The organism is Bacillus sp. FSL M8-0166, from assembly GCF_038008825.1.
In the GTDB taxonomy this organism is placed as follows: Bacteria; Bacillota; Bacilli; order Bacillales; family Bacillaceae; genus Bacillus; species Bacillus safensis.
Window position 1 is genome coordinate 1,756,328 of sequence record NZ_JBBOZZ010000001.1, and the last position, 26,287, is coordinate 1,782,614.

A 26,287-nucleotide genomic window follows, 5' to 3' on the forward strand; every position below is an offset into this window, starting at 1 on the left:
TCTATCTTCCTTCCTTGTTCCATCTAAGCCCTGAATGGGCAAGCTGTATACTGCCAGTATATAACGCCTGTGCTTCATTGACTAGGTCTTTATGACGGCCAAAATGGGGCAGATGGGTTATGATGAGTCCCTCAACATTTGCTTCCTTTGCAATCTTCCCTACTTCCGTGCTGTTCATATGTCCTGCACCTGATCCGTCCTGTCCAGCGTAAAAATTACTTTCGGCAATGAGCAGATCTGCCCCCTTGCTAAATGGAATAAATGCGTCCTGATAGCTTGAGTCTGCTGTATACACGACCACAGCATCCTCTGCGTGAATTCTCATAGCATAGCATTCTGCCGGATGAACCGTTTTCAAAAAATCAATTTGAAATGGTCCGAGTTGAATCCCTTCTTCCGGCTGGTAAGGCTTTGCCTTTGTATGTACATCATCAGAAAGCCGTCCAAATGCTTCTTGATCACCTGCATGTCCATAGATCGGAAGCGGGCCGCTGCTTTTTCCTAAATGATATCCCACTAGCTTCGCATATTGGAGTGGTCCGATATCAGCAATATGATCGTGGTGATAATGAGAAAGGAGAACAGCATCTAGTTCTTCTATATCAATGTATTGCTGCAGCTTTGAAAGAACACCGCTTCCGCAGTCTACAAGAAGACGAAAGCCATCTGATTCAAAAAGGTAGCCTGATGTCGCTTCACCAGCTGCCGGAAACCCTCCATAGCATCCAATCACGGTTAATTTCATCGTCATTTTTCCCTCCTTTTCTAAAAATCCCCTTCTTACAATATACCCATTTTTCAAGGAAAAAGCATTCTTCCTGCCTATTGTTACAAAACAGATTGACAATTACTAATCTGTTATAATACAATGATAGCAACAAATCGTATTGGAGGATGACAAATGCTAGGAAAAATCACAGAGTTTTTTAGAAATTTGCCCTCAAAGAAATGCTCAAAATGTGGAAATGATTTAATGGAACAGCACGAGTGTTACGGTAATGAATGTGAGGAATGCTCACAAGTAAGTTATCTTAAATAAGGGAATAAATTGAATAAAAAAGCACTTTTTTCCTCCGTCATCAGTTGGAGTCAAAGGTGCTTTTTATTTTTTCTGAAAAATAGGTAAAAAGGTAAAACCCCTGTCACAAAAGGGTTTTTTAGTATTTTCATATGATGAGTTTTAGTTCTGAAGACACTTTTTATTGACTCGAAACAATGGAGGGGGTTCTAAATGTCTATTTTTTCTAATAATTTTGTATTTTCTTAATATAATTTAATCGTGGACGAACCTCTTTAAATTTAGTTATACTTTAATTCATATATTAAAACTTAATATGGTGGGAATATTCCTTTAATGAATATGTTAGGGAGGAAATCTATGAAAAAATTAAAATTTGGATTGGCTACTCAAATCCTAATCGGTCTTATTCTCGGTGTCGTTGTTGGGGCGATCTTTTTTGGTAACCCAGGTGTCGAGACATACTTAAAACCAATTGGCGACTTCTTCTTAAGGCTCATCAAGATGATTGTCATACCAATTGTCGTATCCAGCTTAATTTTAGGTGTTGCAGGTGCGGGTGATGGTAAAAAAGTAGGAAAACTTGGTTTTAGAACCATTCTTTATTTTGAAATTATCACAACATTTGCGATTGTCCTTGGTCTTGTGCTTGCAAACTTTGTACAACCTGGTGCAGGCGTTGACTTTGGAAATACGGAAAAACAAGATATTAGCCAGTATGTTGAAACGGAAAAAGAGCAAAGCAGCAAATCAGTTGCTGATACGTTCCTTCATATCGTTCCAACGAACTTCTTCCAATCATTGGCCGAAGGTGATTTGCTTGCGATTATTTTCTTCACTGTGCTATTTGCACTTGGCGTTTCAGCCATTGGCGAACGCGGCAAACCAGTGCTCGCCTTCTTCGAAGGTGTATCACATGCCATGTTCCATGTCGTCAATGTTGTGATGAAAGCTGCGCCATTTGGTGTATTCGCACTCATTGGTGTGACGGTATCAAAATTTGGTCTTGAATCTCTTATTTCATTAGGTAAGCTTGTAGGTCTTGTTTATTTTGCGCTCGCTCTCTTCCTTATTGTTGTATTCGGAATTATCGGAAAGATGATTGGCGTCAATATTTTCAGATTTCTTGCTTACATGAAAGACGAGATGCTTCTTGCCTTTAGTACATCCAGCTCTGAAACAGTTTTACCAAGGGTCATGGATAAAATGGAGCGCATCGGATGTCCAAAAGGGATTGTTTCATTTGTTATCCCAATCGGTTATACGTTTAACCTGGACGGCTCCGTCTTGTATCAAGCCATTGCAGCGCTTTTCCTTGCACAGGTATATGGCATTGACCTCACAATCGTTCAGCAGCTTACACTTGTTCTTGTACTGATGGTAACATCTAAAGGAATGGCTGCCGTTCCTGGTACTTCATTTGTTGTATTACTCGCGACATTAGGAACAATCGGTGTACCTGCTGAAGGTCTTGCATTTATTGCAGGTGTGGACCGTATCATGGATATGGCGCGGACTGTTGTGAACTTAACAGGAAATGCACTTGCAGCTGTTGTCATGTCTAAATGGGAAGGGCAGTATGACCCTGAAAAAGGACATCGTGTGATGACTGGACAAGATGCACCTGAGCCAACACAGCTTTCCAGCTAATCAAAAAGAACCCCGATAGAAGGGGTTCTTTTTTTATGCTGTGATTAATGTTGATTGGACATAGTGGTAAAGGAGATCCGCTGTATGGACAAGTGAATCTTCATGTGTTCTTTCAAAAGCATGCGAGGAATCTATACCAGGACCAATCAGTCCATGAATGATATCATGCCCTGCTCTAATGGCTGCTGATGCATCAGAACCATAATAGGGGTAAATATCAAGGCGGTAATCAATGTTGTTCTCTTCTGCTAATGCAGCTAAATGCTTGCGTAGTCCATAGTGATAAGGGCCGCTCGAATCCTTTACACAAATCGATACACTGTATTCATCTGTTGATTGACCGTCACCGATCGCGCCCATATCTACAGCGAGATATTCCACCGTTTCTTCAGGAATATTGGAGTTTCCGCCGTAGCCAATCTCTTCATTATTGGAAATTAAGAAATGCGTCGTATGCGGCAATGTGATCTTTTCCTTTTGAATCCGGTGAATGAGCCGCAAAAGCAGCGCCACACTTGCCTTATCATCAAGATGTCTTGATTTAATAAAACCTGAAGACGTCACTTCCACTCTCGGATCAAATGAGATAAAGTCCCCTACTTGAATGCCAAGTGCTTTGACATCGTCTGCATTTTTTACCTTTTCATCAAGACGAATCTCCATATTTTCTTGGTTTCGTTTCGCTTTTCCAGCATCCGCATAGACGTGAACGGACGTTTGATGCATAAGAATGGTCCCTGTGTATGTATGGCCTGATGCTGTTTCAATTTCACAATATTCGCCTTCAATTGAGTTATACTGAAAGCCTCCAATGAGTGCAAGACGAAGCCGTCCATTTGATTTAATTTCCTTAACCATCGCACCGAGCGTATCGACATGCGCTGTCAGCATGCGGTGTTCCTTGTCATCTGTTCCTTTAATTGTGGAAATTAATCCGCCTTTTCGATTTCGTTTTGTCTCAATATTCAAATCTTGTAAAAAACGTTCAACAAAGCCGATCACTTTTTCTGTATTTCCTGATGGACTTGGGATTGATACGAGCTTTTGAATCAGCTGAACGGTTTCGTTTACTTCAGTTGTCATTCGGCATTTCCTCCTTTGTCTGAAAGCAATTCCTTCCATGTATGCCTTTTTCAGCATCTCTTCTTAAAATATATCGCTTCAGGTTCGAGATGTCTAATTTCAAATGAAAAATCCTTTCTCTAAAAAGAGAAAGGATTCATGGATTAAGCTTCGTCCTGTTTCATTTTTCTTACGTTCCAAGCAAAGTATGCTGTTGTTGCTGCCATCATGATGATCGCAACTGTTCCAAGGATCGCTGCTTGGTGCCATAAATAGCTGTTATCACCGCTTGCAATGATCGTTCTAAATCCATTGATTGTATACGTCATTGGAAGCAGACTATGAATGACTTGGAAGAATTTCGGCACAAGCTCAAGCGGGAATGTACCAGCACTTGCTGCGAGCTGAAGTACCAAGATAATAACAGCAATGAAGCGTCCTGGGTTCCCCATCGTTGTCGCCAGCAGCTGAATGATCGCTAAGAATGTCAGACTGACGATGATCGCAAAGAGATAGAAGCGCCAGAGGCTTTCCACCTCAAGACCAAGCCCAAAGATGAGCATGGAGCTTGCAATGACTGCTTGCAGAATACCGACAAAGAGGAGCACGCTATATTTGCTGACAAACCATTCAAATGCATTTCTAGGGCGTCCAGCAGGGTCTTTCATTGGGAATACAACGGTGAGCATGAGAGCCCCTACAAAGAGTCCCATTGATAAAATATAAGGTGTGAGCCCTGTACCATAATTATCAATCTTTTTCGCTGTATCATTTTCTGTTTTAACGGGACTTGCAATCATATTGTAATTGTCTTGACCCGCATCAATTTCTCCTGTTTCATCAGCGGCGCTTTTTAATTTATCGGACAGCTTACCTGTACCGCTCTTTAAATCGCCCAATCCTTTATCGAGTGATTTTGAGCCTTCAGCAAGCTTAGATGTGTTGCTTTGAATATTCGTTGAACCACTTTCGAGCTTATTTAATGCTGCGCTCAGCTGGCTTGAACCATTCGCAAGCTTATCCGCACCGCTTTTCGCTGTATCAAGCTTTCCATTTGCTGTCTGCAGACCATCTTGTAATTGGCCTTGACCTGTTTGAAGCTTCAGTGCACCTTGATACAATTTATTCGTACCAGATGTCATTTGATCAATTGCATTTTGTATTGCGACTGTAGATGTGTAGAGCTGTTCCGTTTTCTTTGGCAGCTGTTTGACTTGCTGCAGCTGAGCTTTTGCAGAAGCAACCGCAGATTGAACCTCACTTGCATCAGGCAGTTCCTGCAAGGCCGCTAAGCTTTGTTCAAGTCCAGACAGATCAGGCAGTTCGATTTTAGGCAGACTGTCAAGCTGATCCATTGCCGCCTTTTTCTCTTCATCTGTCATGGAGCTGTTTTGGATGATGCTTTTTACTTTAGCATCTCGATTCGATAGCGCTTCTTTTAATGAAGCAAGTTTTGTACTAAACGTTTTTGCGTCTTTTTTCACCTGATCGAGTTTAGGCGCCATCTTTTGAAGATTCGCTAATTCTGGTGACGACAAGACTTTTTCTACTGCTTCAATTTTTTCTGAAAAAGATTGTGCTTTGTTGTTTAGCTGCTCAATGCCCGCTGTGAATTGCGGCATTTTAGAAGCGAGCTGCTGATGACCTTCACGGCTTGTGTTTAACCCTTCAGTCAACGTATCAATCCCTGTACCAAGCTCTCCAAATTTCTGATCGATGGTTTGATAGCCTGTTAAGAGCTGGCCAAGTCCGCTGTCAAGAGATTGTATCCCTGTGTTCAATTCACCCATTTTACCAGCAAACTGATGAACACCTTCGCTATAGGTTAATGTTCCTTCAGCCAATTTTGCTAAATTGTCCTTTAACTTGTTACTGCCATCTTTTGCACTTTTTGTTCCGTCATCAATTTTCTTCGCACCATCGCTTGCTTGATCTAAACCTTTTGCAATCGTTTTGAAGTTATCAAAAATGACCTCTGCGTAATTTTTTGTGACTTCCTTTGAAACTGAATCTTTTAATTTGATAATGGCATTATTCGCAATTTGTGACGCCGCATAGTTGGCGCCTGGATTCGTATAATATTTCAGATTCGATTTTTTGGGATGTTTATCAAGGACTGTACTTGCATTTTTCGAGAAATCCTTTGGTATTTCCACGACGAGATAATAATCCTCATTATTTAATCCCTTCACTGCCTTTTCTTCACTATCGACAAAGTTCCATTTGAAATTATCGTTTTTCTTTAATTCCTTCACTAAATCATCGCCGACATGCAGTGTTTTCCCGTCATAATGACTGCCTTCATCCAAGTTGACCACCGCTACAGGCAATTGATCAACTGTACCATATGGATCCCAGTACGCTTTTAAAAATACACCACTGTAAATCAGCGGAATAAATAAGACAGCTAAAATCGGGATCAGTAGTTTTTTGCTCGTCACAATGTCTTTCCATTGATTCCGAATTAAATTCATTGCTGTTTTCCTCCCATAGATGAATGACTAAATTTAGAATTTGGTCATTTGAACTTAAAAAAAATTATGGTGCTGCTAAAAGTCCTTTGAGTACATAAAGCTCCAGCGACTCGGCCACCTCTTCTTTTGTTAAAGGCTCGTATCGCTTTTCCCAATCAAAAATAAGTGCAATATATAGTTTCACCATCACAAATGCAGTCAATTCAGGATCACATGGCTTAATATCGCCTTTATCAATCGCTTCTTTTACTTTCGTTTTAATATAGCGAATGATCATTTGCTCCATCTTCTCAATCATTTCCTTGACCGCTGACGTGCCAAGCTCCGCATTTTCCTGAAAGATTTTAATTGTGAGCTGGTGGTTTTTTCGAAATTCCAATATTGCAAAGAGTGCTAAGTGAAGGTTTTCAGAGAAACTTTTCTCCTCATCCATTGCTTCATCCGCAATTTTTCTCATCTCCATTAAAAGGGATGTAAAAATTTCATCGAACAGCTCTTCTTTGTTTTTGAAAAAGGTATAAATGGTTCCTTTTCCGACGTTGGCAAGCTTCGCCACAAGGTCCATTGTGGTGGCTTTATACCCGAATTGAGTAAATGCCTTCGTGGCCCCGTCTAAAATCATTTGTCTCCTATCAACACTCATGATCTCACTCCCAAAATGACTATTTGAACGTTTTGGTCATTAAGTACAGAAAGTAATATACCACATCCTTTTCTCCAGATGCAACAACTTTGTTCACTTTTATGATTCACAACTCTTTTTGAAATATTCGAACATGAAAAACTCCCTTTTCTTGACAGAAAAGGGAGTTTGTTTTATGAAAATAGGTAAGATACAGCTTCTGAAATAGCAGCTTTTCCTTGATCAATACAATCAGGGATTCCGACACCTTCAAAAGCAGCACCTGTGATATAAACACCAGGATATGATTGCTTAAACGTTTCTCGCATGTTCGAAATGGCTTTTTGATGACCGACGTGATATTGAGGCATGCTGGTCTTCCAGCGAGTCACTGTCGTCAGTTCTGGATCTGCTTTAATATCCATGATTTTTTTCAAATCCTCCAGCACGATGCTGACGATTTGATGGTCTGACTGCTCGACAATTGATTCGTCGCCAGCCTTCCCTACATATGCACGCAATAGCGTTTTTCCTTTAGGAGCTGTATGCGGCCATTTTTTGTTCGTCCACGTACAGGCTGTAATAGAGAAATCACTGTTTCTTGAGATGACAAAACCAGTGCCGTCATATTCATTATGAACATCCTCTTCTTTAAAACCGAGTGCAACCGTTGCAACAGAAGTAGATGTCATATCATGCAAATACTCAAGCCCTGCTTCTTTTGGAAACATGGAATAGATCGATTGATGCGGAGTTGTCACAATGGCTGAATCGGCAAAAAGCGTTTGACCGCTGTCTAATTGTACGCCGTAGCCTCTATCTGTTTTTTCAATCTTCTTCACTTTTGTCCCTTTATAAACCGTTGTCAGCTTGAGCTTGCTTTCCACTGCTTCAACAAGCGCTTGAAGCCCTTGATTGATCGTTTGGAACTGCCCTTGTTTTTTCGCTGTCACTTGCTGCGCTTTCGCATGCTGTTGTGATTTTTTCATCCCAAGAATCAAACTGCGATGCTTCTGTTCTGTTTGATAAAACTGCGGGAAGGTGGACATTAAGCTTAGGCGGTCAATGTCACCTGCATAAATGCCTGATAGAAGAGGCTCGATTAAATTCTCAACTACTTCATCACCGACACGTCTTCTAAAAAATTCACCGAGCGACTGATCTTCTGTCTGTTTGCTTTTTGGCAGTACGAAATCCATTGCGGCTCTCGCTTTTCCTGCAACTGAAAAAAGACCGGTTGTGATGAATGGGCTGATTTGAGTTGGAATACCCATGACAGCGCCTTTTGGCATCGGGTGAAGTGTTTCATTGACTAGTACATATGCTTGCCCTGTTTCATTATTGACGAGCTGATCTGCGAGCCCCACATCCTTCGCCAGCTGCGGTCCACTGACCTTTCTTTCTAAAAATGAATCAGGTCCACGTTCAATGATGTAGCCGTCTTTATATAATGTTTGTATTTTTCCACCTAGCCTAGGGCTCGCTTCAATAAGAGATATTTGAATTGGAAGACCTTTTTCTTCGACTTCCTTTTCCAAATAGAAGGCGGCGGCTAAACCAGTGATGCCACCGCCAATGATGACAAGGTGTTTTTGATTGTCATGCATAGGATCGCCTTCTTTTATATAATTACTTGCTTTCGTCAAGCTTCTTTAATACGACAGTTGCGAGAGCATCAATAAATGCTGGTTTCGCATTTGGCATTTCTGGACGATAGTAGGCTGCACCGATTTCATCTGTTACGACTTTACATTCATAATCGTTGTCGTATAACACTTCAAGATGGTCAGCGACAAACCCAACAGGCACATATACGAACGTTTTATAGCCTTTTTGTTCGAATAGGTCCCGTGTTAAGTCTTGAACATCTGGTCCAAGCCATGGATCAGGCGTGTTGCCTTCACTTTGCCAGCCAATTTCATAATGTTCAATTCCTGCACCTTCTGCAATCATTTTGGCAGATTGTGCGAGCTGATCAGGATATGGATCTCCTGCTGCGATAATTTTTTCAGGAAGGCTGTGTGCAGACACAATGAGTACGGCTGATTCTCTTTCCTCTTCACTCATCGATGCATACGTATCCTTCACTTGTTTCACCCAATAGTCCACAAACTTCGGCTCATCGTACCAGCTTTCCACAGACGTAATCTTCAGATTGCCAAGCTTGTCTGCCTCATCTTGTGCACGTTTATTATACGATTTCACGCTAAAGGTTGAAAAATGCGGCGCAAGAACAATACTCACTGCTTCTGTAATACCGTCCCGGTGCATCTCTGCGACTGCATCCTCAATGAACGGCTCGATATGTTTTAAACCAATGTAGACATGAAATTCAATGTCGTCTTGGATGTCGTTCAAATGATCACACAAACCATTTGCCTGCTGTTCGGTAATTTTTGATAAAGGAGATATACCGCCGATTGCCTTGTAGCGATCCTTCAAATCTTGCAGCATCTCTGGCTCCGGCTTTCTGCCTCTGCGGATATGTGTATAATAACGTTCAATATCTTCTTCTTTATATGGGGTGCCATATGCCATGACAAGAAGTCCCATTTTCTTTTTCTCCACAACCAACACTCCTTCAGATCAGTTGAAATAGTTTAGATGGATGATTTTTTATGTTTCGCTGAATAATCGTGAATAAAATCTGTCAGCTTCTTTAACGTATCTGGTGAAACATCAGGAAATACCCCATGGCCTAAGTTAAAGATAAAGTGATCTGATTTCATTCCTTGATCTAAAATATCTTTTGCTCTTTCTTCAATGACTTCCCAAGGAGCAAGTAAAATTGTTGGATCAAGGTTCCCCTGTAACGTTTTTGTGAGCCCTTCTTTTCTCGCTTCGTCTACACTCATACGCCAATCCAGTCCAACCACATCAAGCGGCAGGTCATGCCAGTCTTTCGCTAGATGGCTTGCACCAACTCCATACATAATCATTGGGACGTTTTCAGACTTCAGCTCTGTGAAAATTCGCTGCATGACAGGCTTAATGAATGTCCGGTAATCTGCTGCATTTAAAGCACCAACCCATGAGTCGAAAATTTGAAATGCACTGATCCCTGCTTTTACCTGCGCGCGTATGTACGTGATCGTCATATCAGCTAATTTGTTCATGAGCAGCATCCATGCCTCAGGATCACTGTACATCAGTGCCTTTGTTTTATGATAATTTTTAGATGGGCCGCCTTCAATCATATAGCTTGCCATCGTAAATGGTGCGCCAGCAAAACCGATGAGCGGGACATTCAGCTGTTCCTTCGTTAAAAGCTGAATGGTATCAAGCACATATGGCAGGTCTTCTTCAGGATGAAGTTCCCCAAGACGTTCGATATCTGCTTTTGATCGAATTGGTGCATCAATCACAGGTCCAATTCCATTTTTAATTTCAACGTCCACTCCAATAGCCGGAAGCGGGGTCATAATATCTTTATATAAAATAGCGGCATCTACACCATATTGTTCTACAGGAAGTCTTGTTACATAAGCACATAGCTCTGGCTGATGCGTAATTTCAAATAGCCCGTATTTTTCTTTAAGGGCACGATATTCAGGCTGTGAGCGTCCTGCCTGTCTCATATACCAAACTGGTACATGGTCTGTTTTTTCCCCTTTACACGCCTTTAAGAACGTGTCATTAAAAACCTTCGTTTTTCCCATTACCTTTCATTCCACCTTTCGCCTTACACTCTCTTTGTATAAGGCTCAAACACTGCTTTTACTATACCGTGTTTTCAAGGAACGGTATACTAAAGCGGCTCAATGTTCAAAAAATCGCCGAATATTAACGTCCAAAAGCCTCTGGCTTGACATACTCACTGCCTTCGCCTTCTTCTTGCGTTTGGGTATTATATGGAACAACCTTATACTCTGCATTCGAAAACACATTGGCATACGGCATTGTATAGCTGCCCACGCCTGTCACTGTGTCGATCAGCGTCTCGCTTCCATTTCTCTTTTCATAGATACGGTATTCAACGCGTTTATCCTCCTGATTGTCCCAAGACAGTTCTAATGTAAACAATCCTTTGATTTTAAACGCATAGCGGGCTTCAAATCCTGATAGTCCCTCTAAATGGATAGGAGATTGAAGTTCTTTAACCCCCTCTGGTTTTTCAAACGTTTCATTGGTGATTTGAGCTGCTGTTAAAATATCTTTAAACAGCTGCACTGGGTATTGACTGCCCCCAGTTAAATAGTGGCTGTTATCGGTTTTGTCATACCCCATCCAAATCGCCCCCGTCGTACTAGGCGTATAGCCGGCAAACCAAGCATCCTTTGTTGCACCTTTCACACCCGAATATGTGGTGGTACCTGTTTTACCTGCTAAATCTCCAGCGTATGAACCGCTCTGGGCTGTCCCGCCTTTGACAACTTGCTGAAGCATTCTTGTCATATTCCAAGCATTCTGCACGCTAAACACTCGTTCTTGCTGACCACGATTCTTTTCTACAGTTTCTCCTTCATCATTGGTGATTTTCTGAATGAAGAAAGGCTTTTTATATACGCCTTCATTTGCAAATGTATGGAAGGCTCCAGCGATCTGTAATGGAGAAACCCCTTTTTCTAAACCGCCAAGCGCCATGGCTAGTCCTTTATCCGAGATATCTATCCCCATTTTCTCAAGATATGATTTCGACGTATCAATGCCAAGCTGGCTTAACGTCCACACCGCAGCAGTATTTTTACTTTTCATGAGGGCATCCACCATTGTAACCCTGCCTTCATACTGCCCATCGTAATTCTTAGGTGAATAGCCGTCATAGCTTTTTTCTTTGTCTTCAAGCAATGAATAAGGTCTAAATTTTTTCTCCTGCATTGCCGGACCGTAGACCGCGATCGGCTTAAAAACAGATCCCGGCTGCCTAACAGCCGTCACCCTGTTATAGCCTCTTGCCTGGTATTCTCGTCCTCCGATGGCTGCTTTCACTCCGCCAGACTCGTTATCAATAAATACGGCGCTGCCTTCCGGAGAACCGCTTTTTCCCGGGAAATAACGGTTGTTCTTCATCGCATCATATGCGGTTTTTTGCAGATTCATATCAATCGGAACTGTAATGGTATAGCCGCCTTGAAGCAATTGTTCATGTGAAATGGCATACTCTGATTCTGCTTCTTTAATGATGAGATCAACATAGCTGTCCACCCAAGGGGTTTCTGATTTCTTTTTCAAATGAATACCTAGTGTTCTCCCTTTTGCTTCTACTGTTTCTGTTGAAGACAAATACCCTTGTTCGTTCATTAAATTCAGGATGGTGTCCCGCCTTTGTTTATTTTTATCAGGGTGTAAAACAGGCGAGTAAGAAGATGGTGCCTTTGGCATTGCAGCGAGAGAAGCACCTTCGCTGACCGTTAAATCTTTGACATCCTTACTAAAGTAATAATTGGCCGCTGCCTGAATACCATAAACACCATGTCCGAAGTAAAGCTGATTCAAATACATCTCAAGCAGCTTATCCTTTGAATAATCTCTTTCTAAATTAATGGCAATAATGACTTCTTTCGTTTTTCGAAGAAAGGTTTTGTCATTTGTGAGAAAAATATTTTTTGCAAGCTGCTGAGTAATTGTACTGCCGCCCTCTACCTTTCCTCCTGCTAATATATCTCGATAAACCGCCCTTGAAATAGACTGTGCATCAATTCCGTGATGCTCATAAAAACGCTTGTCCTCGACAGCCACAAAAGCTTTCGCTACTTTATCAGGCACTTCTTTTAAGGACACAGGGTCCCGATTTTCTGAATACATGCTTGTGAGTTCTTTTCCATTCTGATCAATGATTTTGGAGGAAGCGTGAAAAACAAGCTTCTTTTCATCTATGACATAATGTCCTAAAAATAAAATCGTCAGATAGCCAATAAATGAGAGTACGATTGTACTTCCTGCAATGACTAATGGAATGATTATCTTCTTTTTCTTCAAATTAGGTCACCTCATTCCTTTATACGGATAGTATGGGATGTATTGCTTCATAATATGTTTTATGGATTGACTGCCAAAGAATTATATATCATTCTTTTGTTATACTATCAAGCAGGAGGCGGTTTAGATGAATTTCTATATTACATATGGAACAGCAGATTTTTTGCATAAAATCGCAAAGAAACATCATCTGGAAAATCTGCTTTATATGGTTGGAAAAGAACAAGCAGCTCTTTTTCATGAAACGGAGGGTGAGACTGTATTTAAAGCCCCTCATGCCTATGATGTGATTTATGCGAAAGGCGAGCTTGTCCAATCTGGTTTCGTCACCTTGAATCATATCCCTGTTAAGCTTGAAAGCAGAGCACTGTTTGAATCCACCTTTCAGAAAAAGACGAACATCTCAGAACATCAGCGCGGCTTCCAGGCTATTCGCGTTTTAAGACCTCAAAAAGATGAAGAAGTTTATTTGATTTTGACACTTTGGGAATCAGAGGACTTATTTCAAGACTTTCAAGAATCAGAAGCATTCTTTCAGCCACACGAGGATACAGGCTCCATTTTCTCTCGTCCAGCTTACCTCACATCCTACCATGCCGTCACAGACAATTAAGGAAGTGCTGCTCTCAGCACTTCTTTTTTTCATCAAAAAAAGCCCAGTCGCTGGGCTCTTCATTTTATGAGCTTGATTTTAGCTCGTACCGATGAATGATCGGCTGAAGCACATAGAAATTCAGCAATATCCAACCTAATAAGACCGGCCACTTCAACATCGGTGAAGCACCTTTCAATTGAATCAACAGCACCAATAGCGGAATCAAGCAGATCATGAAAAAACTCATTTTTGAGACAAATGTTTCTTTGATTTGATGCCGGCAGCTTGGACACATCATCATTTTCGTATGTGATAAATGAAATTTTTCGACGAAAGAAAATGTTTTTGAACAATTCGGACAGCTTCCCAACGCTACGCCTCCCTTTCCCTGCTTCTATCAACTTCGACTTTTATGTAAAATGACCTTTTGATACTGACCACGAAATCCTCTTCTGTTGAAAGATTCTAACAATTACCATACAATCAGTAAAAGAGCATGAAGGAGGTTTTCGATTCAATGACAATATCCACTTTACAAAAAAGCATCAATGAACGTCTTGATGAACATTATGAGGAAATGGTTGAAATTAGACGCCATCTCCATATGAATCCTGAACTTTCTTTTCAGGAAGAAGAAACAGCCGCTTTCATCGCCAGCTACTATGATACTTTACAAATCCCTACACGTACTCAGGTGGGCGGCCATGGCGTACTCGCTTTTATTGAAGGAGCTTCTCCTGGGCCAACCATTGCCCTCAGAGCTGATTTTGATGCACTTCCCATCCACGATGAAAAGGATGTGCCTTACAAATCAACAAAGCCTGGTGTGATGCATGCGTGCGGTCACGATGGGCATACTGCGACACTTCTTGTATTAGCAAAAATCTTGCATACGCATCGTGATCAATTAAAAGGGAAGATCGTCCTCATTCATCAGCATGCGGAGGAATATGCTCCCGGCGGTGCAAAACCAATGATTGAAGACGGCTGTTTAGACGGTGTCGATGTGATATTCGGTACGCACCTTTGGTCTTCAGAGCCTTGTGGCACGATTCTTTATAAAAGCGGGAACTTTATGGCAGCTGCCGATCGTTTCTCCATTCAAGTCCAAGGGAAAGGCGGACACGGCGCCCAGCCTCATTTAACAAAAGATGCCGTACTCATCGGTTCACAAATCGTCGCAAACCTGCAGCAAGTCGTTGCCCGTAAAGTCAATCCGATTGATTCTGCTGTTGTTTCTGTTGGAGGTTTTGTAGCGGAGAATGCCTTTAACGTCATTGCAGATTCAGCTGTTTTAACTGGTACTGCACGATCCTTTGAAGAAAGTGCACGGCATATCATCGAACGAGAAATTGAACAGGTGGTAAAAGGGGTGTGCCAGATGCATGATGCTGCCTACACATATGAATACGTAAGAGGATACCCTGCTGTCAAAAATCATTCAAAGCCGACTGAATATATTGCTGGCATCGCAAACCAGACAGAAGGTGTCACAGAAGTAAAAGAAGCGGAAACCCAAATGGGCGGAGAAGACTTTGCTTACTACCTTCAGCATGTCCCTGGTACCTTCTTCTACACAGGCGCCATGCCCGAAAACAGCCAGAACGTGTATCCACATCATCATCCAAAGTTTGATATCAACGAAAAAGCAATGCCTGTCGCAGCAAAGGTACTCGCTAACGCCGTTCTTTCCTACAATGAATAAAAAAAAGCCGCTGTCATCAGCGGCTTTTCTATTTCATTTCTTTCAATATTCGCATGTGAAACACATGGCGTGCGACATCTCCGAGCTGTCCTGTCAGCTGATGATTCGCCACCCCGCCAACAGCGGCTCCGACGACCGGCATTAATTGAAACAGCTTCACAAGATCAATGTAATCTCGATACTCCTGCTGAAAGCTGTACCAATCCATTTCCTCGCGGCTCGTTTCCCAATCATCTATGATCTTCATCATTTTTTGGCGATGTGCACTGCTGGAAAAGGCGAGTTGAAATATACAGAGCAAAAAGAGTCTTTCCTCCTTTTGAGATAAATCAAAGCCATATATACTTGCCAGCTCATAAAGGCATTTCATCTTTATGCTTAGCAGCAGCGGAAAGTCTGCCATTCCGAGGAATAAACCGCCTGCACCTGTTCCAATCCCTTCGATGGCAGCCGCCTTTTGGTAATACTTAACTTTATCCTTTGCCAGTTCATTTCGTTCTACAATAGATAATTGTTCATCAATCACTGAAAATGAAGTGAAGTGTGATCCTGATACGGTGGATTCAACCATTGTTTTGACCGCACTTGTGATGACTTGATGAAATTGAGCAGGAATTCGGCGGTTCACCTGCTGCTGAACTCCTTTTGAAAACCGTTCGATCTTTGATGGTTTTCTTAAAAAACGTGTTTGAAAAAAAATGGCTTCTTCATACAACTCCCGTTCAGCTGCATTCATCCGGTTCCCTCCTTGATGTCATCATATTCTCGCTGTAAAACATATCTCCACTTATCTCATCTTTTTTAACCTGCTTTGTACGTAAGGCTTAAAGAGGACAAGCACAAATGCTAAAGAAATGAGAAGGGCAAGTCCGCTTCCCTGCCAGCCTCCTGATGGAAGTACCGCACAGCTCAACAAGATTGATTGGATGATCAGCACATTACGGACAAGAACAAAAAAGCTTCGATCCTTTTCTTTTTGAGAAACTGGATAAAGTGCCTGTAATGAAAGATGAGCAAAGTGCTTCGTTAACGGCACAAGCTGTACACCTGTGATAAATACTGTGAACAAGACAAGTAATGCACCCACCCAGCCTGCTGCACCTGTATACAAAATAATCAGGACAAACACGGCCGTTAATCTAAACACGAGACCAAAATAGTCATTTGAGCGTACAAACGCCCTCACATACATATAAGAAAAAGTTTTACGCTGATCGTACGGAACAAACTTCATAAGCCAGTCCATGTATGCTCTTCTTTTCACCTGTTTCTTTAAGTGAGGCACATCTGTAAATAAGTTTGCCAAACGATAAAAGCGCTGCTTCCGTTTTAATTCATCTGAAATATGCATTTCCCATTGAAAGGGCTGTTTTTTCACTGCATTTGTTAAGTAGACAAGATAGACACCGTAGATAAGATAAAAAACGATTGCAATCGCATAGGCTGCCTGTAAGACGGTGTAGATCAGCATCACATTTAATAGAAAACGAAGGGCTGCATCGAGCCATCTCACGTGTTTTCCTTGAAAATAAGTGATTCTCCATTGAATGGCTGTATTAAGACCCTTTATCAAAATCATTTGCGCAAGTATCAGCACATACCCCGTGATGCCTCCTGAAGACACCGCCGAATAAAGCGGAAGTGCGACAATGGATACAGCAATGAGAGGAAACAGCTGAGAAATGAAGCTAAAGTTAAAAGCTTGTTTTAAGTAAGGCTCCATCTTCCCTTCCAAAGGAAGCAAGAACACGAGATCGGCTTCTTTAATCAACGTACGTACGTATGAGCTTGTGAGTACTAATGAGAAAACAACTGCCATCACCCAGTAAGATGGGAAGTGAGCCGGAATATGTTTAAGCCAGCTGCTGTACCAGCTTGCTCCGCCTGCAAGGAAAAAAATGAGCACAATGACAAGATGATCGTTGAACATGTATTTTAAGTATTTTCTTGTTTCCTGTACGTGTTCCTCTAATCTTGATTTCCAAATGGTTTGCGTTGTTTTACTCATAGCTTTCTTCCTTTGTTAATTCCAAATAAAGATCATCGAGTGTCGCATCTCTCATATTGAACTGTTCTCTCAGCTCTGCCAGCGTTCCTTTCGCTCTGATTTCCCCTTCGTGCAAAATAATAAAGGAATCACAATAACGTTCAGCTGTCGCCAAAATATGTGTTGACATCAGGACACTAGCGCCGCTTTTCTTCGCAGCATTCATCCGTTCAAGCAGTGCATTGATTGCAAGAGGATCAAGCCCTAAAAACGGTTCATCGATGATATACAGCTCTGGTTCCACAAGAAATGCACACATAATCATGACCTTCTGCTTCATTCCTTTTGAAAAATGAGCAGGGAACCATTTCAGCCGTTTCTCCATTCGAAATTCTTTCAGCAATGATGGCAGGCGTTCGTCTAATTGTTCCTTTGATAGACCGTAAGCCATCGCTGTCAGCTCTAAATGCTCTTTTAACGTTAATTCTTCATATAAAACAGGTGTTTCAGGAATAAACGTAAATTGTGAACGATACGCCTCTTGGTCGTCTTGAAGGGTTCGTCCATTCAATTCAATGACACCTTTATGCGGTTTCATGAGCCCGATAATATGGCGGATGGTTGTACTTTTCCCCGCCCCGTTTAAGCCAATGAGACCGACGATTTGATTTCTTTCTAATTCAAATGAAATATTTTTTAGAACGGGATTCTTCGTATATCCACCCGTTACATCTTTTACAGTGAGAAGGGACATGAATTCGTTCCTTTCTTTCTTTTTTCCTTTATAGTAACAAAAACGAATGATAATTTGAAATGTTTACCTATAGACGAGTCATGAATAAAAAATAGGCGCTTTGGTCATCATAATGTATGTAGAAGAAATGAACTTGATGACCAATAAGTAAATGAGGTGTTTGTTAAAGGCAAAGAACCGCATGACAAGTTGGTTTTTCATCTAAAAACCTTAGCTTCTGTTTTGCTTCACTGATTCTTGATTTTTGTGTCCTATACAATATGTATACGACAAACCAAAACGTCAAATGAGGTGTTTACGGCAGAAATAGCAGGCATATGAATTCTTTATTTCAGTAAATAGAGAATTCAAAAGGCATTCGAATGAAAGCATCAGCATTTCTTCTGCAGGAGCAGGATGAGCGACCAAAGGAGTTCGCTTGTCCTGTTTTCTTTTTTGCTTCTTTTTGTGATACGATAAAGGAAAAATAATGAGGAGTGACATGGCGTGAGCGACTGCATTTTTTGCAAGATCATTGATGGAGACATTCCATGTGCAAAAGTTTATGAAGACGAGCATGTATTGGCTTTTCTTGATATCAGCCAAGTAACAAAAGGACATACCCTTGTAATCCCGAAAATACATAAAGAAAACATCTATGAGATGACACCAGAAGTGTCTAACCACTACTTTCAAGCGATTCCGAAAATTGCAAGGGCGATCAAACAGGAGTTTGAACCAATTGGGTTAAACCTCCTGAACAACAACGGTGAAAAAGCCGGACAATCGGTGTTCCATTACCATATGCATATCATTCCGCGTTACGGCAAAGGGGATGGCTTTGGTGCCGTATGGAAATCACATCAAGATCAATACACGTCAGAGGATTTAAAAGACATTTCTTCTGCCATCCACACGCGGCTTACCTCATCTTAACAGATGGGGTTTTCTTATTTTTGCCCCCTTTTTCATCGCTGCCACCTCTTAATAGTAAGATATTTTGAACGATTCAATTTTTTTGTCCAAATGCTTCAAATTTGTGATAGGATGGTTTTATCTTTTGATCCATTAACGCGAGAAATAGGGAGAGATTGTGATGAAGCGAACGACGAATTTTAATGCTGGTCCGGCGGCACTGCCGCTAGAAGTGCTTCAAAAAGCACAGGAAGAACTTGTTGATTTTAAACAAACTGGGATGTCTGTGATGGAGCTTTCTCATCGCAGCGGTGAATATGAAGAAGTACACAATAAAGCAAAAGCGCTTTTGGTGGAACTGATGGACATTCCCGAAGATTATGAAGTCCTCTTTTTACAAGGCGGAGCTAGTCTTCAATTTGCGATGATTCCTATGAACTTTTTACATGAAGGCGAAACAGCTCATTTCATTCAAACAGGTGCTTGGTCTGAAAAAGCATTGTCAGAAGCAAAAGGGTTTGGTAAGACATCTGTGCTTGCTTCAAGTGAAGACGACAACTACTCGTATATTCCAGAAGTAGATGCTTCTGGTTTAACAGATGGCGCTTACTTACACATCACATCGAACAATACGATCTTCGGCACTCAGTGGAAAACGTTCCCGAACACGTCACTCCCGCTCATTGCGGATATGTCCAGTGATATTCTCAGCAAAAAAATAGACGTTTCTTCATTTGATTTCATCTATGCCGGGGCACAAAAAAACCTAGGACCTTCTGGTATCACCATTGTGATTGCGCGCAAACGTTTATTAGAGAAAGAGAAAAGCAGCACGCCAAAAATATTAAAATATTCAACCCACGCAAAAGCTGGCTCTCTTTATCACACACCACCGACTTTTGCGATTTATATGCTGTCACTTGTCCTTGAGCATGTCAAACATGCTGGCGGTGTAGAAGCAGCGGAAAAACGCAATGAACAAAAAGCAGGCATTCTCTATGATACAATTGATCAAAGCGGCGGTTTTTATAAAGGACATGCGCGTGCTGACAGCCGTTCGCATATGAATGTCACCTTTACTCTTCGCGATGACGCACTTACGTCATCCTTTGTAGAAAAAGCGAAGCAAGAGCAAATGGTTGGACTTGCCGGCCACCGTTCTGTCGGTGGATGCAGAGCATCTATTTACAATGCGGTCTCAATTGAAGACTGCCAAAAGCTTGCGGACTTTATGAAAAAGTTCCAGCAAGAAAATGAGTAAAAAGGCTTTTCTATAGGGAAATAAATTTGTTATAATAACGAGAAATATAAAGTCATGACTCTTGCAATAAATGATGAGCCATATTATTGGAGAGTCCTATAAGAGCTTAGCAGAGGAGAGCATAGAAATGAAAACAAAAGAATTAGTGATTATGTCATTGCTTGCAGCAATGGGAGCTGTTTTGCATACGATTTTCCCGCCCATCTTTTTCGGAATGAAACCTGATATGATGCTGGTCATGATGTTTTTAAGCATCATCCTTTTTCCAAAGGTACAGCATGTCGTCGTGATTGCGCTAGTGACTGGTGTCATTTCTGCATTAACAACGGGATTTCCAGGCGGACAAATTCCGAATATGATTGATAAGCCAGTAACAGCCTTTATCTTCCTAGCCCTTTTCCTATCTTGCTTGAAGATAAAGAACAAAGTGGTGCTGACCGCTGTGTTAACTGCGATTGGAACCATCGTATCCGGTGTGATTTTCCTATCTGCCGCTTTACTGATCACTGGACTGCCAGCTGCATTACCGGCACTTCTTGTGGGCGTGGTCCTGCCAGCAGCCGTGATTAATACCATTGCTATGGTATTTGTCTTCCCAATTGCTCAGTCCATTCTGAGACGTGCAAGAATGATAGAAGTTGCTTAACGAATAACCGAACCTCTTCATGATAGATGAAGAGGTTTTTTTCATGCTTTTATAAAAGAAAAAGGGTCAGCAGCAAAATGAGGAGCGAAATCCCTGCACCTGCCGCACACACAAGTGCTTTTTGCTTTAATACATGTTTTGGCGGATAAGACCCTGCATACCCAAGCTGTCTTGCATAATGAATAGAACCAACTGTAAAAACGATGCCGATACACATAAAAACGAACAGAAAGACAGACAACCTTCTCCCCTCCCTTTTCTTCAAAAGTATGCTAAAATAAAGCAAGCTATGTATGGAAGTTCAATGAAGCTGATCGTCAGCTCAGAAAGAACATGCGAATGTGTAAAATTTGATTAGAGGTGATTTGAATGGCTAGTGGACGTTCTTTATTAACAGGATTATTTGTAGGCGGTCTCCTCGGAGGTGCGGCAGTGCTCCTGACGACTCCCTCTTCTGGCAGAGATGTGCGCGGAAAGATGAAAGACGGCTATGACAAATTCGAAGATACGCTGACAAAATTAAAAAGAGATGGACAAGCTTTAAAAGAGCAAATTGTGGAAACAGCAAAAGAAAGCGCAGAGGTTATTAAAGAAGTCGGGTCTGAATTGCAAACATCGATTCAGCAATGGCGCGAAGAAATCAAACCTCATCAGCAGGACTTACAAAAGGAAATTCAGGAAATTGAGGAAAAGCTCAAACAACTGGAGAAAACCTTACAAAACTAATATACTCACAAAAAAATATTCGTTTACAAAAGTGTGCGGGGTGCGTATCCCGCACTTTTTTTGTTGAAAAAAGGTTATTTTGTCAATGTTTTTCATGACTTTTAAAAATTCTTGAATTTTCAGCTTTATTAATCTTTATTTTATTGGCATAATAGAATTACAAGAAAAAGAGAAGTAGGTGAAATGGATGAATCATTCGGAACAGCCTTTCGATGTAAAAGAAGCACTTTTATTCAGTCAAAGAATGGCCCAATTGAGCAAAGCTCTTTGGAAATCCATTGAAAAGGACTGGCAGCAGTGGATCAAACCGTATAACCTAAATATCAATGAACATCATATTTTGTGGATTGCGTATCAGTTAAAAGGAGCTTCAATATCAGAAATTGCAAAGTTTGGCGTCATGCATGTATCAACGGCGTTTAACTTCTCCAAGAAACTGGAGGAACGAGGATTTTTAAAATTTTCTAAAAAGTTAAACGATAAACGCAATACGTATATTGAGCTAACGCCAAAAGGCGAAGAGACATTCCATAAACTACTCGAAGATTATGACCCGGCCCGAACTGGTATTGTCAAAGGCGCACAGCCGCTTCATGACATTTACGGAAAGTTCCCTGAGATTTTAGAAATGATGTGTATCATCCGAAACATTTATGGTGAGGATTTCATGGAGATTTTTGAGAAATCGTTTTCAAACATTGAGAAAGACTTTTTGAATGAGCGAGGAAAAGTCACGAAAAAGTCTGAGGAACTTGAAGACTCAGCTGAGGCAGCAGAAAAAGCGGCTAAAACAAATCAAATTGTTTAATGATCTTTATAAATTCATTCATTAGCGGCTGAAACAGCCCTTGATCATGCAAAGCAAATATCGTCTCATGAACATCCAGCTTTTCAATTAACTGTCCCGCAAAGAGCGCAAGGAGATCGTCAAACATGACGTAGCCTTGTGCTTTTTGCTTATCCATTTCCTCTGAAAGCTCAGCACAAATACGCTCAATTTCCTCTGCCTCTTCTTTCGTTACACGCTGCCTGATCAATAACGCATAATATGGATAACGGCTCATATCGGCTGTCGTCAATAAAAGTTCCATATAATATTCAAGCTGGCTCATTCGTTCCTCAATACTCATGTACGTTCCCTCTTTCTCTTAGTCCTTCTATTTTAGCCGAAATTACTCATTGACGAAAGAGACGAACCTCCCCCTTCTGTTCTTTTTTCTTGAAAAACCCAAAGTTTCCTCTCTTTATTCCATTTGAAGGCAGCATTTTATTTTTTTTTCATCAAAACCATTGATTTTTATCCTCAGGAAGAGTAAATTATCTTGAGATATTCAATTCGATTTTTAGATTGGAAGGATGAAAAATGAATTGTTGGAAGACCATTAATCTTGAAAAGGATTATGGTTATACGAGAATGATGATTTCAGCCATAAGTCTTACTATCCTTTTTTTCATTATGGCATTTTTATGTTTTCAACTGACTCATCCTGAAACGAGGCTAAGCAGCCATAACGCACCGCTTTTTGCCGTGCTCTTACTTGTGACATTGCTTGTCCACCGTGTGGTTCACTTGATCCCAGTGATGAAAAATAAGAAAAAAATGACGCTATTTATGAAACGAAATTGCTGGCAGCGCGTGCCTAAGAAAGTGATGCTTTTTTCACTTCTCAGCCCGTTTTGTGTCATCTCACCGGTATACTTTGTGTTAGGCGCGGCTTTTCCCATGTACGCACACTATTTTATCATCATCGCAAGTATACATGCAGGCTATTGTTTGCCTGACTTTTTATTTGCATGGAAGCTGCTCAAAGCACCTAAATCCTGCATCATTGATCAAGCTCAAGACGAGTTTGATATTTTAGTTGACCAAACTTCCTCATCATGAGGTTTTTAAAGCCAACTTCTATCTTTTTCATAAAAAATTTGGTAATGTAGTATGGGAATAGCATAGAGAGGGGGGATCTCCGATAGTTTTATTTTACTTCATCGTCTTTGCCGCGTTTATTGTGTATTCAATAAACAGGCTTACTAATACATTATGCCTTGTCAGAGAGATTCCTGAAGAACGGCAAGATAAGGTGTTTCGCTTTATCAATGTATCGATACTGATCTTACTTATCTCATCATTTGTTGAAATTACCATTTCTATTTAAGATCAAAGCAAAAGCTGCCAGTTTGAGGGCAGCTTTTTGTGTATATTTTCATTAGCAAATCCAAGATGCACCGATGATGATCAATAAGATGAATAATACGACGACTAGTGCAAAACCGCCTGCAAAGACTTCTCCTCCCATGTGAAAACACCTCCTGCCAGTTCTTCCTCTGTTCTAAGCTCAGTGTATGCAGAAAAATAAAAAACGTTTAGGCACCTGTCATCGTTTGAAAAAAGAACCGCCCTCACGCATGGCAGGACGGCTCCCTTCTGTCACAGCAATTTAATTAGTAAAGATATGCTGCACCAACGATGATCAGCAAAATGAATAGCACGACCAATAAAGCAAACCCATTAGAATATCCTGCTCCCATATAATTCAGCCTCCTTTTTGTGATCACTATATGTGTATGTCGCGCGCAATTTTTTGACTAGACGAATGCCCTTCCATTTGCATTTCTTTTTACAGCATGTCACAATATGTTATGATACAAGCAATGATAAATAAATTGGAAAGATTAGGAGTGTTTTTTGAATGAAAAAAATGGCTTTAGCAGCTGTAACAGCAGTAAGTGTTTTAACTCTTGGCGCATGCAGTAGCGGTGATAAAGATGTGATCGCAACAACAAAATCAGGAGATGTCACAAAAGGAGAACTTTATACAACTCTTAAGAAACAAGCAGGTGGAGATGCTTTAAACCTACTTGTTCAACAAAAGGTTCTTGATGACAAATACAAAGTATCCGATAAAGAAATCGATAAGAAATTGGAAGAATATAAAAAGTCACTTGGTGAAGATCGTTTAAAACAGCTTCAAGATGAATTTGGTAAGGATTACATCAAAGATCAAGTGAAATATGAGCTGCTGACTCAAAAGGCTGCCAAAGCTAACATCAAAATCACTGATAAAGAAGTAAAAGCATATTACGATGACCTTAAAGGGAAAATCCGTGCAAGCCACATTTTAGTAGCTGATAAGAAAACAGCGGACGAAGTGGAAAAGAAATTAGATAAAGGTGAAAAATGGGATGCCCTTGTCTCTGAATATTCAACTGATACCGCTTCAGCAGCACAAGGCGGCGATGTAGGCTGGTTCGCAAAAGAAGGCCAAATGGACGAGAACTTCAGCAAAGCTGCTTTCAAACTGAAAGTAAATGAAATCAGCAAACCAGTGAAATCCCAATTCGGCTACCATATCATTAAAAAGACCGAAGAACGCGGTAAATACGATGACATGAAAGCAGACTTGAAAAAAGAACTGCTTGACCAAAAACAAGCAGACACAAATGAAATTCAAACCATCTTAAACAAATTGGTAAAAGATGCTGATGTGAAAGTAAAAGATAAAGAGCTTCAAAAAACGTTCAAAGAAAAATCTGAACAGCCTGCACAAAATCAGCAGCCTCAACAAAACCAGTAATCACAAAAAACCCCTCTGCCGTCATCGTGCAGAGGGGTTTTTGTATGACAAGATTAAGCAATCGAATGATCTTCATGTGCCGCAGTATCCTGTGATCTTTTCACCTGCTGATCCTGACGTCTGCGCTCTCTTTCCTGTTCCATTCGCTCGATAAAAATTTCTCCTTCCTTTTCAATAAAGGATTGATCAATTTCTTGCTCCTCTTTGGCTGTTGTCATTAATTTATACGCACAGAAAATAATGCCGATAATACATGCATACACCCACCACGGAAAAAACAACATTTTTTCATCGCCTCCTTTTCTTAAGGACATTCCTCTCTTCCTTTGTGTTACATGCTTATGCGAAAAGAAGACAAGTTATGAAAAAAACGCCCGCATAAACGGACGTTTTGACATGATTATTCGTGATGGAAGGTTGGTTTATAAAACGAACGATTCTCAAGTGCAAAAATACGTTCTGTATATTCTCCTGGTTTCACATGCTCAAGCGCACGATCCATCATGTTCATTTTCGCATCTAAATTATCAATATAGTGTAGAATTTCAGCTTCTTTCACCATTGGTGGTTTCGGGCTGCCCCACTCTCCTTTTCCATGATGACTCAGGACTAAATGCTGTAAAATCAAAATTTCCTCTGAATCAATGCTAAGCTCTTCCGCCGCTTTCGCAATTTCTGTCACCATAATGGAAATGTGGCCAATTAAATTCCCTTCCACTGTATATGTGGTGGAGACTGGACCCGAAAGCTCTTTGACTTTCCCTAAATCATGAAGAATGATGCCTGAATATAAAAGATCTCGATCTAGTGATGGATATAGGTCAACAATGGATTTTGCTAAATGCAGCATGGACACGACGTGGTAGGCGAGTCCAGAGACAAATTCGTGATGATTTTTTGTCGCTGCTGGATAATCAGCAAATTCCTGTCCATATTTCTTCAGCAAATGCCTTGTAACACGCTGAATATTAGGGTTTTTCATATCAAAAATATATTGCATGATCGTATCCATCATATCGTGTTTTGGAATAGGAGCTGTTTCGAGAAAGTCATCAATTCGAATTTGCTCGTTTTCAGCAACAGGGCGTATATTCCTAAGCTTCAGCTGATTCCTCCCGCGATAATGATGAATGTCGCCTACTACCTTCACGATGGTTTGCGGGGCATAGGTGAGTTCATCATTCTGCTTTGCATCCCATAGTTTCGCCTCAATATCTCCACTTTGATCTTGAAGAATGAGCGTTAAAAATGGTTTGCCATTACTCGCAATTCCTTTAGTAGATGATTTAATTAATAAATGCAGGTCAACTTGTTCGCCGACATCATAGGTCATGATCCCTTTAGCCATTCAATAAAAGCTCCTTCCATGTTTCTGCTCATATAAGTATAACATAAGTCATTA

The 26,287-nt window shown here is 40.9% G+C and carries 30 protein-coding genes; 12 read left to right on the plus strand and 18 right to left on the minus strand.

All coding sequences use genetic code 11. From position 1 onward, the window contains the following. Position 1 precedes the first annotated feature (1 nt). On the minus strand, positions 2 to 745 hold the full coding sequence (locus tag NSS92_RS09315; protein WP_340869973.1) for an MBL fold metallo-hydrolase: 744 nt from the start codon (positions 743 to 745) through the stop codon (positions 2 to 4). 156 nt (positions 746 to 901) lie between these two features. Between NSS92_RS09315 and yhfH the strand changes: the two genes are divergently transcribed. Beyond that, a complete protein-coding gene (gene yhfH, locus NSS92_RS09320) occupies positions 902 to 1,039 on the plus strand; it encodes a protein YhfH (RefSeq protein WP_081279451.1) in 138 nt (45 codons plus the stop codon). 339 nt (positions 1,040 to 1,378) lie between these two features. Next, positions 1,379 to 2,668, plus strand: coding sequence for a cation:dicarboxylate symporter family transporter (locus tag NSS92_RS09325; RefSeq protein WP_142944432.1), 1,290 nt, complete (start codon positions 1,379 to 1,381; stop codon positions 2,666 to 2,668). Between the two features lie 33 nt (positions 2,669 to 2,701). Here NSS92_RS09325 and NSS92_RS09330 read toward each other — a convergent pair whose 3' ends face one another. The 7 genes from NSS92_RS09330 to NSS92_RS09360 all read right to left on the minus strand — a co-directional run bounded on the left by NSS92_RS09330 (position 2,702) and on the right by NSS92_RS09360 (position 12,745). Beyond that, positions 2,702 to 3,751 carry a M42 family metallopeptidase gene (locus NSS92_RS09330; RefSeq protein ID WP_340867442.1) on the minus strand — a complete coding sequence of 350 codons (1,050 nt, stop codon included), beginning with the start codon at positions 3,749 to 3,751 and terminating at the stop codon, positions 2,702 to 2,704. A 143-nt stretch (positions 3,752 to 3,894) separates the two neighbouring features. Then, on the minus strand, positions 3,895 to 6,204 hold the full coding sequence (locus tag NSS92_RS09335) for a YhgE/Pip domain-containing protein (RefSeq protein ID WP_267585946.1): 2,310 nt from the start codon (positions 6,202 to 6,204) through the stop codon (positions 3,895 to 3,897). 64 nt (positions 6,205 to 6,268) lie between these two features. Continuing rightward, positions 6,269 to 6,847 (minus strand): TetR/AcrR family transcriptional regulator, encoded by a 579-nt coding sequence (locus tag NSS92_RS09340; RefSeq protein ID WP_267585945.1) that lies wholly within the window; start codon positions 6,845 to 6,847, stop codon positions 6,269 to 6,271. A gap of 173 nt (positions 6,848 to 7,020) precedes the next feature. Then, complete coding sequence (gene hemY, locus NSS92_RS09345) at positions 7,021 to 8,433, minus strand: protoporphyrinogen oxidase (protein WP_340867445.1); 1,413 nt, start codon at positions 8,431 to 8,433, stop codon at positions 7,021 to 7,023. A gap of 22 nt (positions 8,434 to 8,455) precedes the next feature. After that, positions 8,456 to 9,394 carry a ferrochelatase gene (gene hemH, locus NSS92_RS09350; protein WP_048238403.1) on the minus strand — a complete coding sequence of 313 codons (939 nt, stop codon included), beginning with the start codon at positions 9,392 to 9,394 and terminating at the stop codon, positions 8,456 to 8,458. A 32-nt stretch (positions 9,395 to 9,426) separates the two neighbouring features. Continuing rightward, complete coding sequence (hemE, locus tag NSS92_RS09355) at positions 9,427 to 10,485, minus strand: uroporphyrinogen decarboxylase (protein WP_111290207.1); 1,059 nt, start codon at positions 10,483 to 10,485, stop codon at positions 9,427 to 9,429. A 124-nt stretch (positions 10,486 to 10,609) separates the two neighbouring features. Beyond that, entirely contained in the window at positions 10,610 to 12,745 is a 2,136-nt protein-coding gene (locus NSS92_RS09360; protein ID WP_267585941.1) for a transglycosylase domain-containing protein, read from the minus strand. Positions 12,746 to 12,872: 127 nt separating this feature from the next. On the opposite strand from NSS92_RS09360, the gene NSS92_RS09365 reads away from it, so the two are divergent. Beyond that, positions 12,873 to 13,358 carry an antibiotic biosynthesis monooxygenase family protein gene (locus tag NSS92_RS09365; RefSeq protein WP_024425462.1) on the plus strand — a complete coding sequence of 162 codons (486 nt, stop codon included), beginning with the start codon at positions 12,873 to 12,875 and terminating at the stop codon, positions 13,356 to 13,358. A gap of 64 nt (positions 13,359 to 13,422) precedes the next feature. Here the strand turns inward: NSS92_RS09365 and NSS92_RS09370 are convergent, their stop codons facing one another. Further along, positions 13,423 to 13,575, minus strand: coding sequence for a hypothetical protein (locus tag NSS92_RS09370; RefSeq protein ID WP_224426392.1), 153 nt, complete (start codon positions 13,573 to 13,575; stop codon positions 13,423 to 13,425). 282 nt (positions 13,576 to 13,857) lie between these two features. Between NSS92_RS09370 and NSS92_RS09375 the strand changes: the two genes are divergently transcribed. Further along, positions 13,858 to 15,045 carry a M20 family metallopeptidase gene (locus tag NSS92_RS09375; RefSeq protein WP_340867454.1) on the plus strand — a complete coding sequence of 396 codons (1,188 nt, stop codon included), beginning with the start codon at positions 13,858 to 13,860 and terminating at the stop codon, positions 15,043 to 15,045. A gap of 28 nt (positions 15,046 to 15,073) precedes the next feature. Here the strand turns inward: NSS92_RS09375 and NSS92_RS09380 are convergent, their stop codons facing one another. From NSS92_RS09380 to NSS92_RS09390, 3 genes are read right to left on the minus strand one after another with little or no spacing between them, the layout of a single operon-like run. Beyond that, complete coding sequence (locus NSS92_RS09380) at positions 15,074 to 15,781, minus strand: EcsC family protein (protein WP_340867456.1); 708 nt, start codon at positions 15,779 to 15,781, stop codon at positions 15,074 to 15,076. Positions 15,782 to 15,832: 51 nt separating this feature from the next. Then, entirely contained in the window at positions 15,833 to 17,053 is a 1,221-nt protein-coding gene (locus tag NSS92_RS09385) for an ABC transporter permease (RefSeq protein WP_340867458.1), read from the minus strand. Continuing rightward, positions 17,046 to 17,786, minus strand: coding sequence for an ABC transporter ATP-binding protein (locus NSS92_RS09390; protein WP_073979228.1), 741 nt, complete (start codon positions 17,784 to 17,786; stop codon positions 17,046 to 17,048). The genes NSS92_RS09385 and NSS92_RS09390 overlap by 8 nt, the downstream gene beginning before the upstream one ends. A gap of 486 nt (positions 17,787 to 18,272) precedes the next feature. On the opposite strand from NSS92_RS09390, the gene NSS92_RS09395 reads away from it, so the two are divergent. From NSS92_RS09395 to NSS92_RS09405, 3 genes are all read left to right on the plus strand, one after another. Next, a complete protein-coding gene (locus NSS92_RS09395; RefSeq protein WP_024425457.1) occupies positions 18,273 to 18,701 on the plus strand; it encodes an HIT family protein in 429 nt (142 codons plus the stop codon). 160 nt (positions 18,702 to 18,861) lie between these two features. Further along, positions 18,862 to 19,941: a 3-phosphoserine/phosphohydroxythreonine transaminase gene (gene serC, locus NSS92_RS09400; RefSeq protein WP_267585937.1), complete on the plus strand. Its 1,080-nt coding sequence runs from the start codon at positions 18,862 to 18,864 to the stop codon at positions 19,939 to 19,941. 127 nt (positions 19,942 to 20,068) lie between these two features. After that, positions 20,069 to 20,587, plus strand: coding sequence for a tryptophan transporter (locus tag NSS92_RS09405; protein WP_024425455.1), 519 nt, complete (start codon positions 20,069 to 20,071; stop codon positions 20,585 to 20,587). Positions 20,588 to 20,636: 49 nt separating this feature from the next. Here the strand turns inward: NSS92_RS09405 and NSS92_RS09410 are convergent, their stop codons facing one another. Next, complete coding sequence (locus NSS92_RS09410) at positions 20,637 to 20,828, minus strand: hypothetical protein (protein WP_041117013.1); 192 nt, start codon at positions 20,826 to 20,828, stop codon at positions 20,637 to 20,639. Between the two features lie 128 nt (positions 20,829 to 20,956). Between NSS92_RS09410 and NSS92_RS09415 the strand changes: the two genes are divergently transcribed. Beyond that, positions 20,957 to 21,313 carry a YtxH domain-containing protein gene (locus NSS92_RS09415; RefSeq protein WP_048238393.1) on the plus strand — a complete coding sequence of 119 codons (357 nt, stop codon included), beginning with the start codon at positions 20,957 to 20,959 and terminating at the stop codon, positions 21,311 to 21,313. 187 nt (positions 21,314 to 21,500) lie between these two features. Continuing rightward, the gene (locus tag NSS92_RS09420) at positions 21,501 to 22,121 is read left to right on the plus strand and encodes an HTH-type transcriptional regulator Hpr (protein ID WP_048238392.1); all 621 of its coding nucleotides are present in this window, start codon (positions 21,501 to 21,503) and stop codon (positions 22,119 to 22,121) included. Here NSS92_RS09420 and NSS92_RS09425 read toward each other — a convergent pair. Next, entirely contained in the window at positions 22,099 to 22,443 is a 345-nt protein-coding gene (locus tag NSS92_RS09425) for a YhaI family protein (RefSeq protein WP_267585935.1), read from the minus strand. The two genes, NSS92_RS09420 and NSS92_RS09425, sit on opposite strands and share 23 nt — an antisense overlap. 233 nt (positions 22,444 to 22,676) lie before the next feature. Between NSS92_RS09425 and NSS92_RS09430 the strand changes: the two genes are divergently transcribed. Next, entirely contained in the window at positions 22,677 to 23,198 is a 522-nt protein-coding gene (locus tag NSS92_RS09430; RefSeq protein ID WP_340867467.1) for a DUF3267 domain-containing protein, read from the plus strand. 82 nt (positions 23,199 to 23,280) lie between these two features. Beyond that, entirely contained in the window at positions 23,281 to 23,466 is a 186-nt protein-coding gene (locus tag NSS92_RS09435; RefSeq protein WP_072368131.1) for a hypothetical protein, read from the plus strand. A 51-nt stretch (positions 23,467 to 23,517) separates the two neighbouring features. Here NSS92_RS09435 and NSS92_RS09440 read toward each other — a convergent pair whose 3' ends face one another. Together NSS92_RS09440 and NSS92_RS09445 are read right to left on the minus strand one after the other, a co-directional pair. Then, positions 23,518 to 23,607 (minus strand): YjcZ family sporulation protein, encoded by a 90-nt coding sequence (locus NSS92_RS09440; protein ID WP_017360317.1) that lies wholly within the window; start codon positions 23,605 to 23,607, stop codon positions 23,518 to 23,520. Between the two features lie 145 nt (positions 23,608 to 23,752). Then, positions 23,753 to 23,839 carry a YjcZ family sporulation protein gene (locus NSS92_RS09445; protein ID WP_008361129.1) on the minus strand — a complete coding sequence of 29 codons (87 nt, stop codon included), beginning with the start codon at positions 23,837 to 23,839 and terminating at the stop codon, positions 23,753 to 23,755. A 161-nt stretch (positions 23,840 to 24,000) separates the two neighbouring features. Between NSS92_RS09445 and NSS92_RS09450 the strand changes: the two genes are divergently transcribed. Continuing rightward, on the plus strand, positions 24,001 to 24,885 hold the full coding sequence (locus NSS92_RS09450; protein WP_267585933.1) for a peptidylprolyl isomerase: 885 nt from the start codon (positions 24,001 to 24,003) through the stop codon (positions 24,883 to 24,885). A 53-nt stretch (positions 24,886 to 24,938) separates the two neighbouring features. Here the strand turns inward: NSS92_RS09450 and NSS92_RS09455 are convergent, their stop codons facing one another. Next, positions 24,939 to 25,169, minus strand: a complete 231-nt coding sequence (locus tag NSS92_RS09455) for a sporulation YhaL family protein (protein ID WP_041089925.1) — start codon at positions 25,167 to 25,169, stop codon at positions 24,939 to 24,941. Positions 25,170 to 25,285: 116 nt separating this feature from the next. Next, complete coding sequence (yhaM, locus tag NSS92_RS09460; protein WP_267585932.1) at positions 25,286 to 26,233, minus strand: 3'-5' exoribonuclease YhaM; 948 nt, start codon at positions 26,231 to 26,233, stop codon at positions 25,286 to 25,288. Positions 26,234 to 26,287: the final 54 nt, after the last annotated feature.

Bases quoted from the DNA above. Each gene is read 5' to 3' on its own strand.
- NSS92_RS09315 (WP_340869973.1), bottom strand. From the start codon at position 745: ATGAAATTAACCGTGATTGGATGCTATGGAGGGTTTCCGGCAGCTGGT.
- yhfH (WP_081279451.1), top strand. From the start codon at position 902: ATGCTAGGAAAAATCACAGAGTTTTTTAGAAATTTGCCCTCAAAGAAA.
- NSS92_RS09325 (WP_142944432.1), top strand. From the start codon at position 1,379: ATGAAAAAATTAAAATTTGGATTGGCTACTCAAATCCTAATCGGTCTT.
- NSS92_RS09330 (WP_340867442.1), bottom strand. From the start codon at position 3,751: ATGACAACTGAAGTAAACGAAACCGTTCAGCTGATTCAAAAGCTCGTA.
- NSS92_RS09335 (WP_267585946.1), bottom strand. From the start codon at position 6,204: ATGAATTTAATTCGGAATCAATGGAAAGACATTGTGACGAGCAAAAAA.
- NSS92_RS09340 (WP_267585945.1), bottom strand. From the start codon at position 6,847: ATGAGTGTTGATAGGAGACAAATGATTTTAGACGGGGCCACGAAGGCA.
- hemY (WP_340867445.1), bottom strand. From the start codon at position 8,433: ATGCATGACAATCAAAAACACCTTGTCATCATTGGCGGTGGCATCACT.
- hemE (WP_111290207.1), bottom strand. From the start codon at position 10,485: ATGGGAAAAACGAAGGTTTTTAATGACACGTTCTTAAAGGCGTGTAAA.
- NSS92_RS09365 (WP_024425462.1), top strand. From the start codon at position 12,873: ATGAATTTCTATATTACATATGGAACAGCAGATTTTTTGCATAAAATC.
- NSS92_RS09370 (WP_224426392.1), bottom strand. From the start codon at position 13,575: ATGATCTGCTTGATTCCGCTATTGGTGCTGTTGATTCAATTGAAAGGT.
- NSS92_RS09375 (WP_340867454.1), top strand. From the start codon at position 13,858: ATGACAATATCCACTTTACAAAAAAGCATCAATGAACGTCTTGATGAA.
- NSS92_RS09380 (WP_340867456.1), bottom strand. From the start codon at position 15,781: ATGAATGCAGCTGAACGGGAGTTGTATGAAGAAGCCATTTTTTTTCAA.
- NSS92_RS09385 (WP_340867458.1), bottom strand. From the start codon at position 17,053: ATGAGTAAAACAACGCAAACCATTTGGAAATCAAGATTAGAGGAACAC.
- NSS92_RS09390 (WP_073979228.1), bottom strand. From the start codon at position 17,786: ATGTCCCTTCTCACTGTAAAAGATGTAACGGGTGGATATACGAAGAAT.
- serC (WP_267585937.1), top strand. From the start codon at position 18,862: ATGAAGCGAACGACGAATTTTAATGCTGGTCCGGCGGCACTGCCGCTA.
- NSS92_RS09405 (WP_024425455.1), top strand. From the start codon at position 20,069: ATGAAAACAAAAGAATTAGTGATTATGTCATTGCTTGCAGCAATGGGA.
- NSS92_RS09415 (WP_048238393.1), top strand. From the start codon at position 20,957: ATGGCTAGTGGACGTTCTTTATTAACAGGATTATTTGTAGGCGGTCTC.
- NSS92_RS09420 (WP_048238392.1), top strand. From the start codon at position 21,501: ATGAATCATTCGGAACAGCCTTTCGATGTAAAAGAAGCACTTTTATTC.
- NSS92_RS09425 (WP_267585935.1), bottom strand. From the start codon at position 22,443: ATGAGTATTGAGGAACGAATGAGCCAGCTTGAATATTATATGGAACTT.
- NSS92_RS09430 (WP_340867467.1), top strand. From the start codon at position 22,677: ATGAATTGTTGGAAGACCATTAATCTTGAAAAGGATTATGGTTATACG.
- NSS92_RS09440 (WP_017360317.1), bottom strand. From the start codon at position 23,607: ATGGGAGGAGAAGTCTTTGCAGGCGGTTTTGCACTAGTCGTCGTATTA.
- NSS92_RS09445 (WP_008361129.1), bottom strand. From the start codon at position 23,839: ATGGGAGCAGGATATTCTAATGGGTTTGCTTTATTGGTCGTGCTATTC.
- NSS92_RS09450 (WP_267585933.1), top strand. From the start codon at position 24,001: ATGAAAAAAATGGCTTTAGCAGCTGTAACAGCAGTAAGTGTTTTAACT.
- NSS92_RS09455 (WP_041089925.1), bottom strand. From the start codon at position 25,169: ATGTTGTTTTTTCCGTGGTGGGTGTATGCATGTATTATCGGCATTATT.
- yhaM (WP_267585932.1), bottom strand. From the start codon at position 26,233: ATGGCTAAAGGGATCATGACCTATGATGTCGGCGAACAAGTTGACCTG.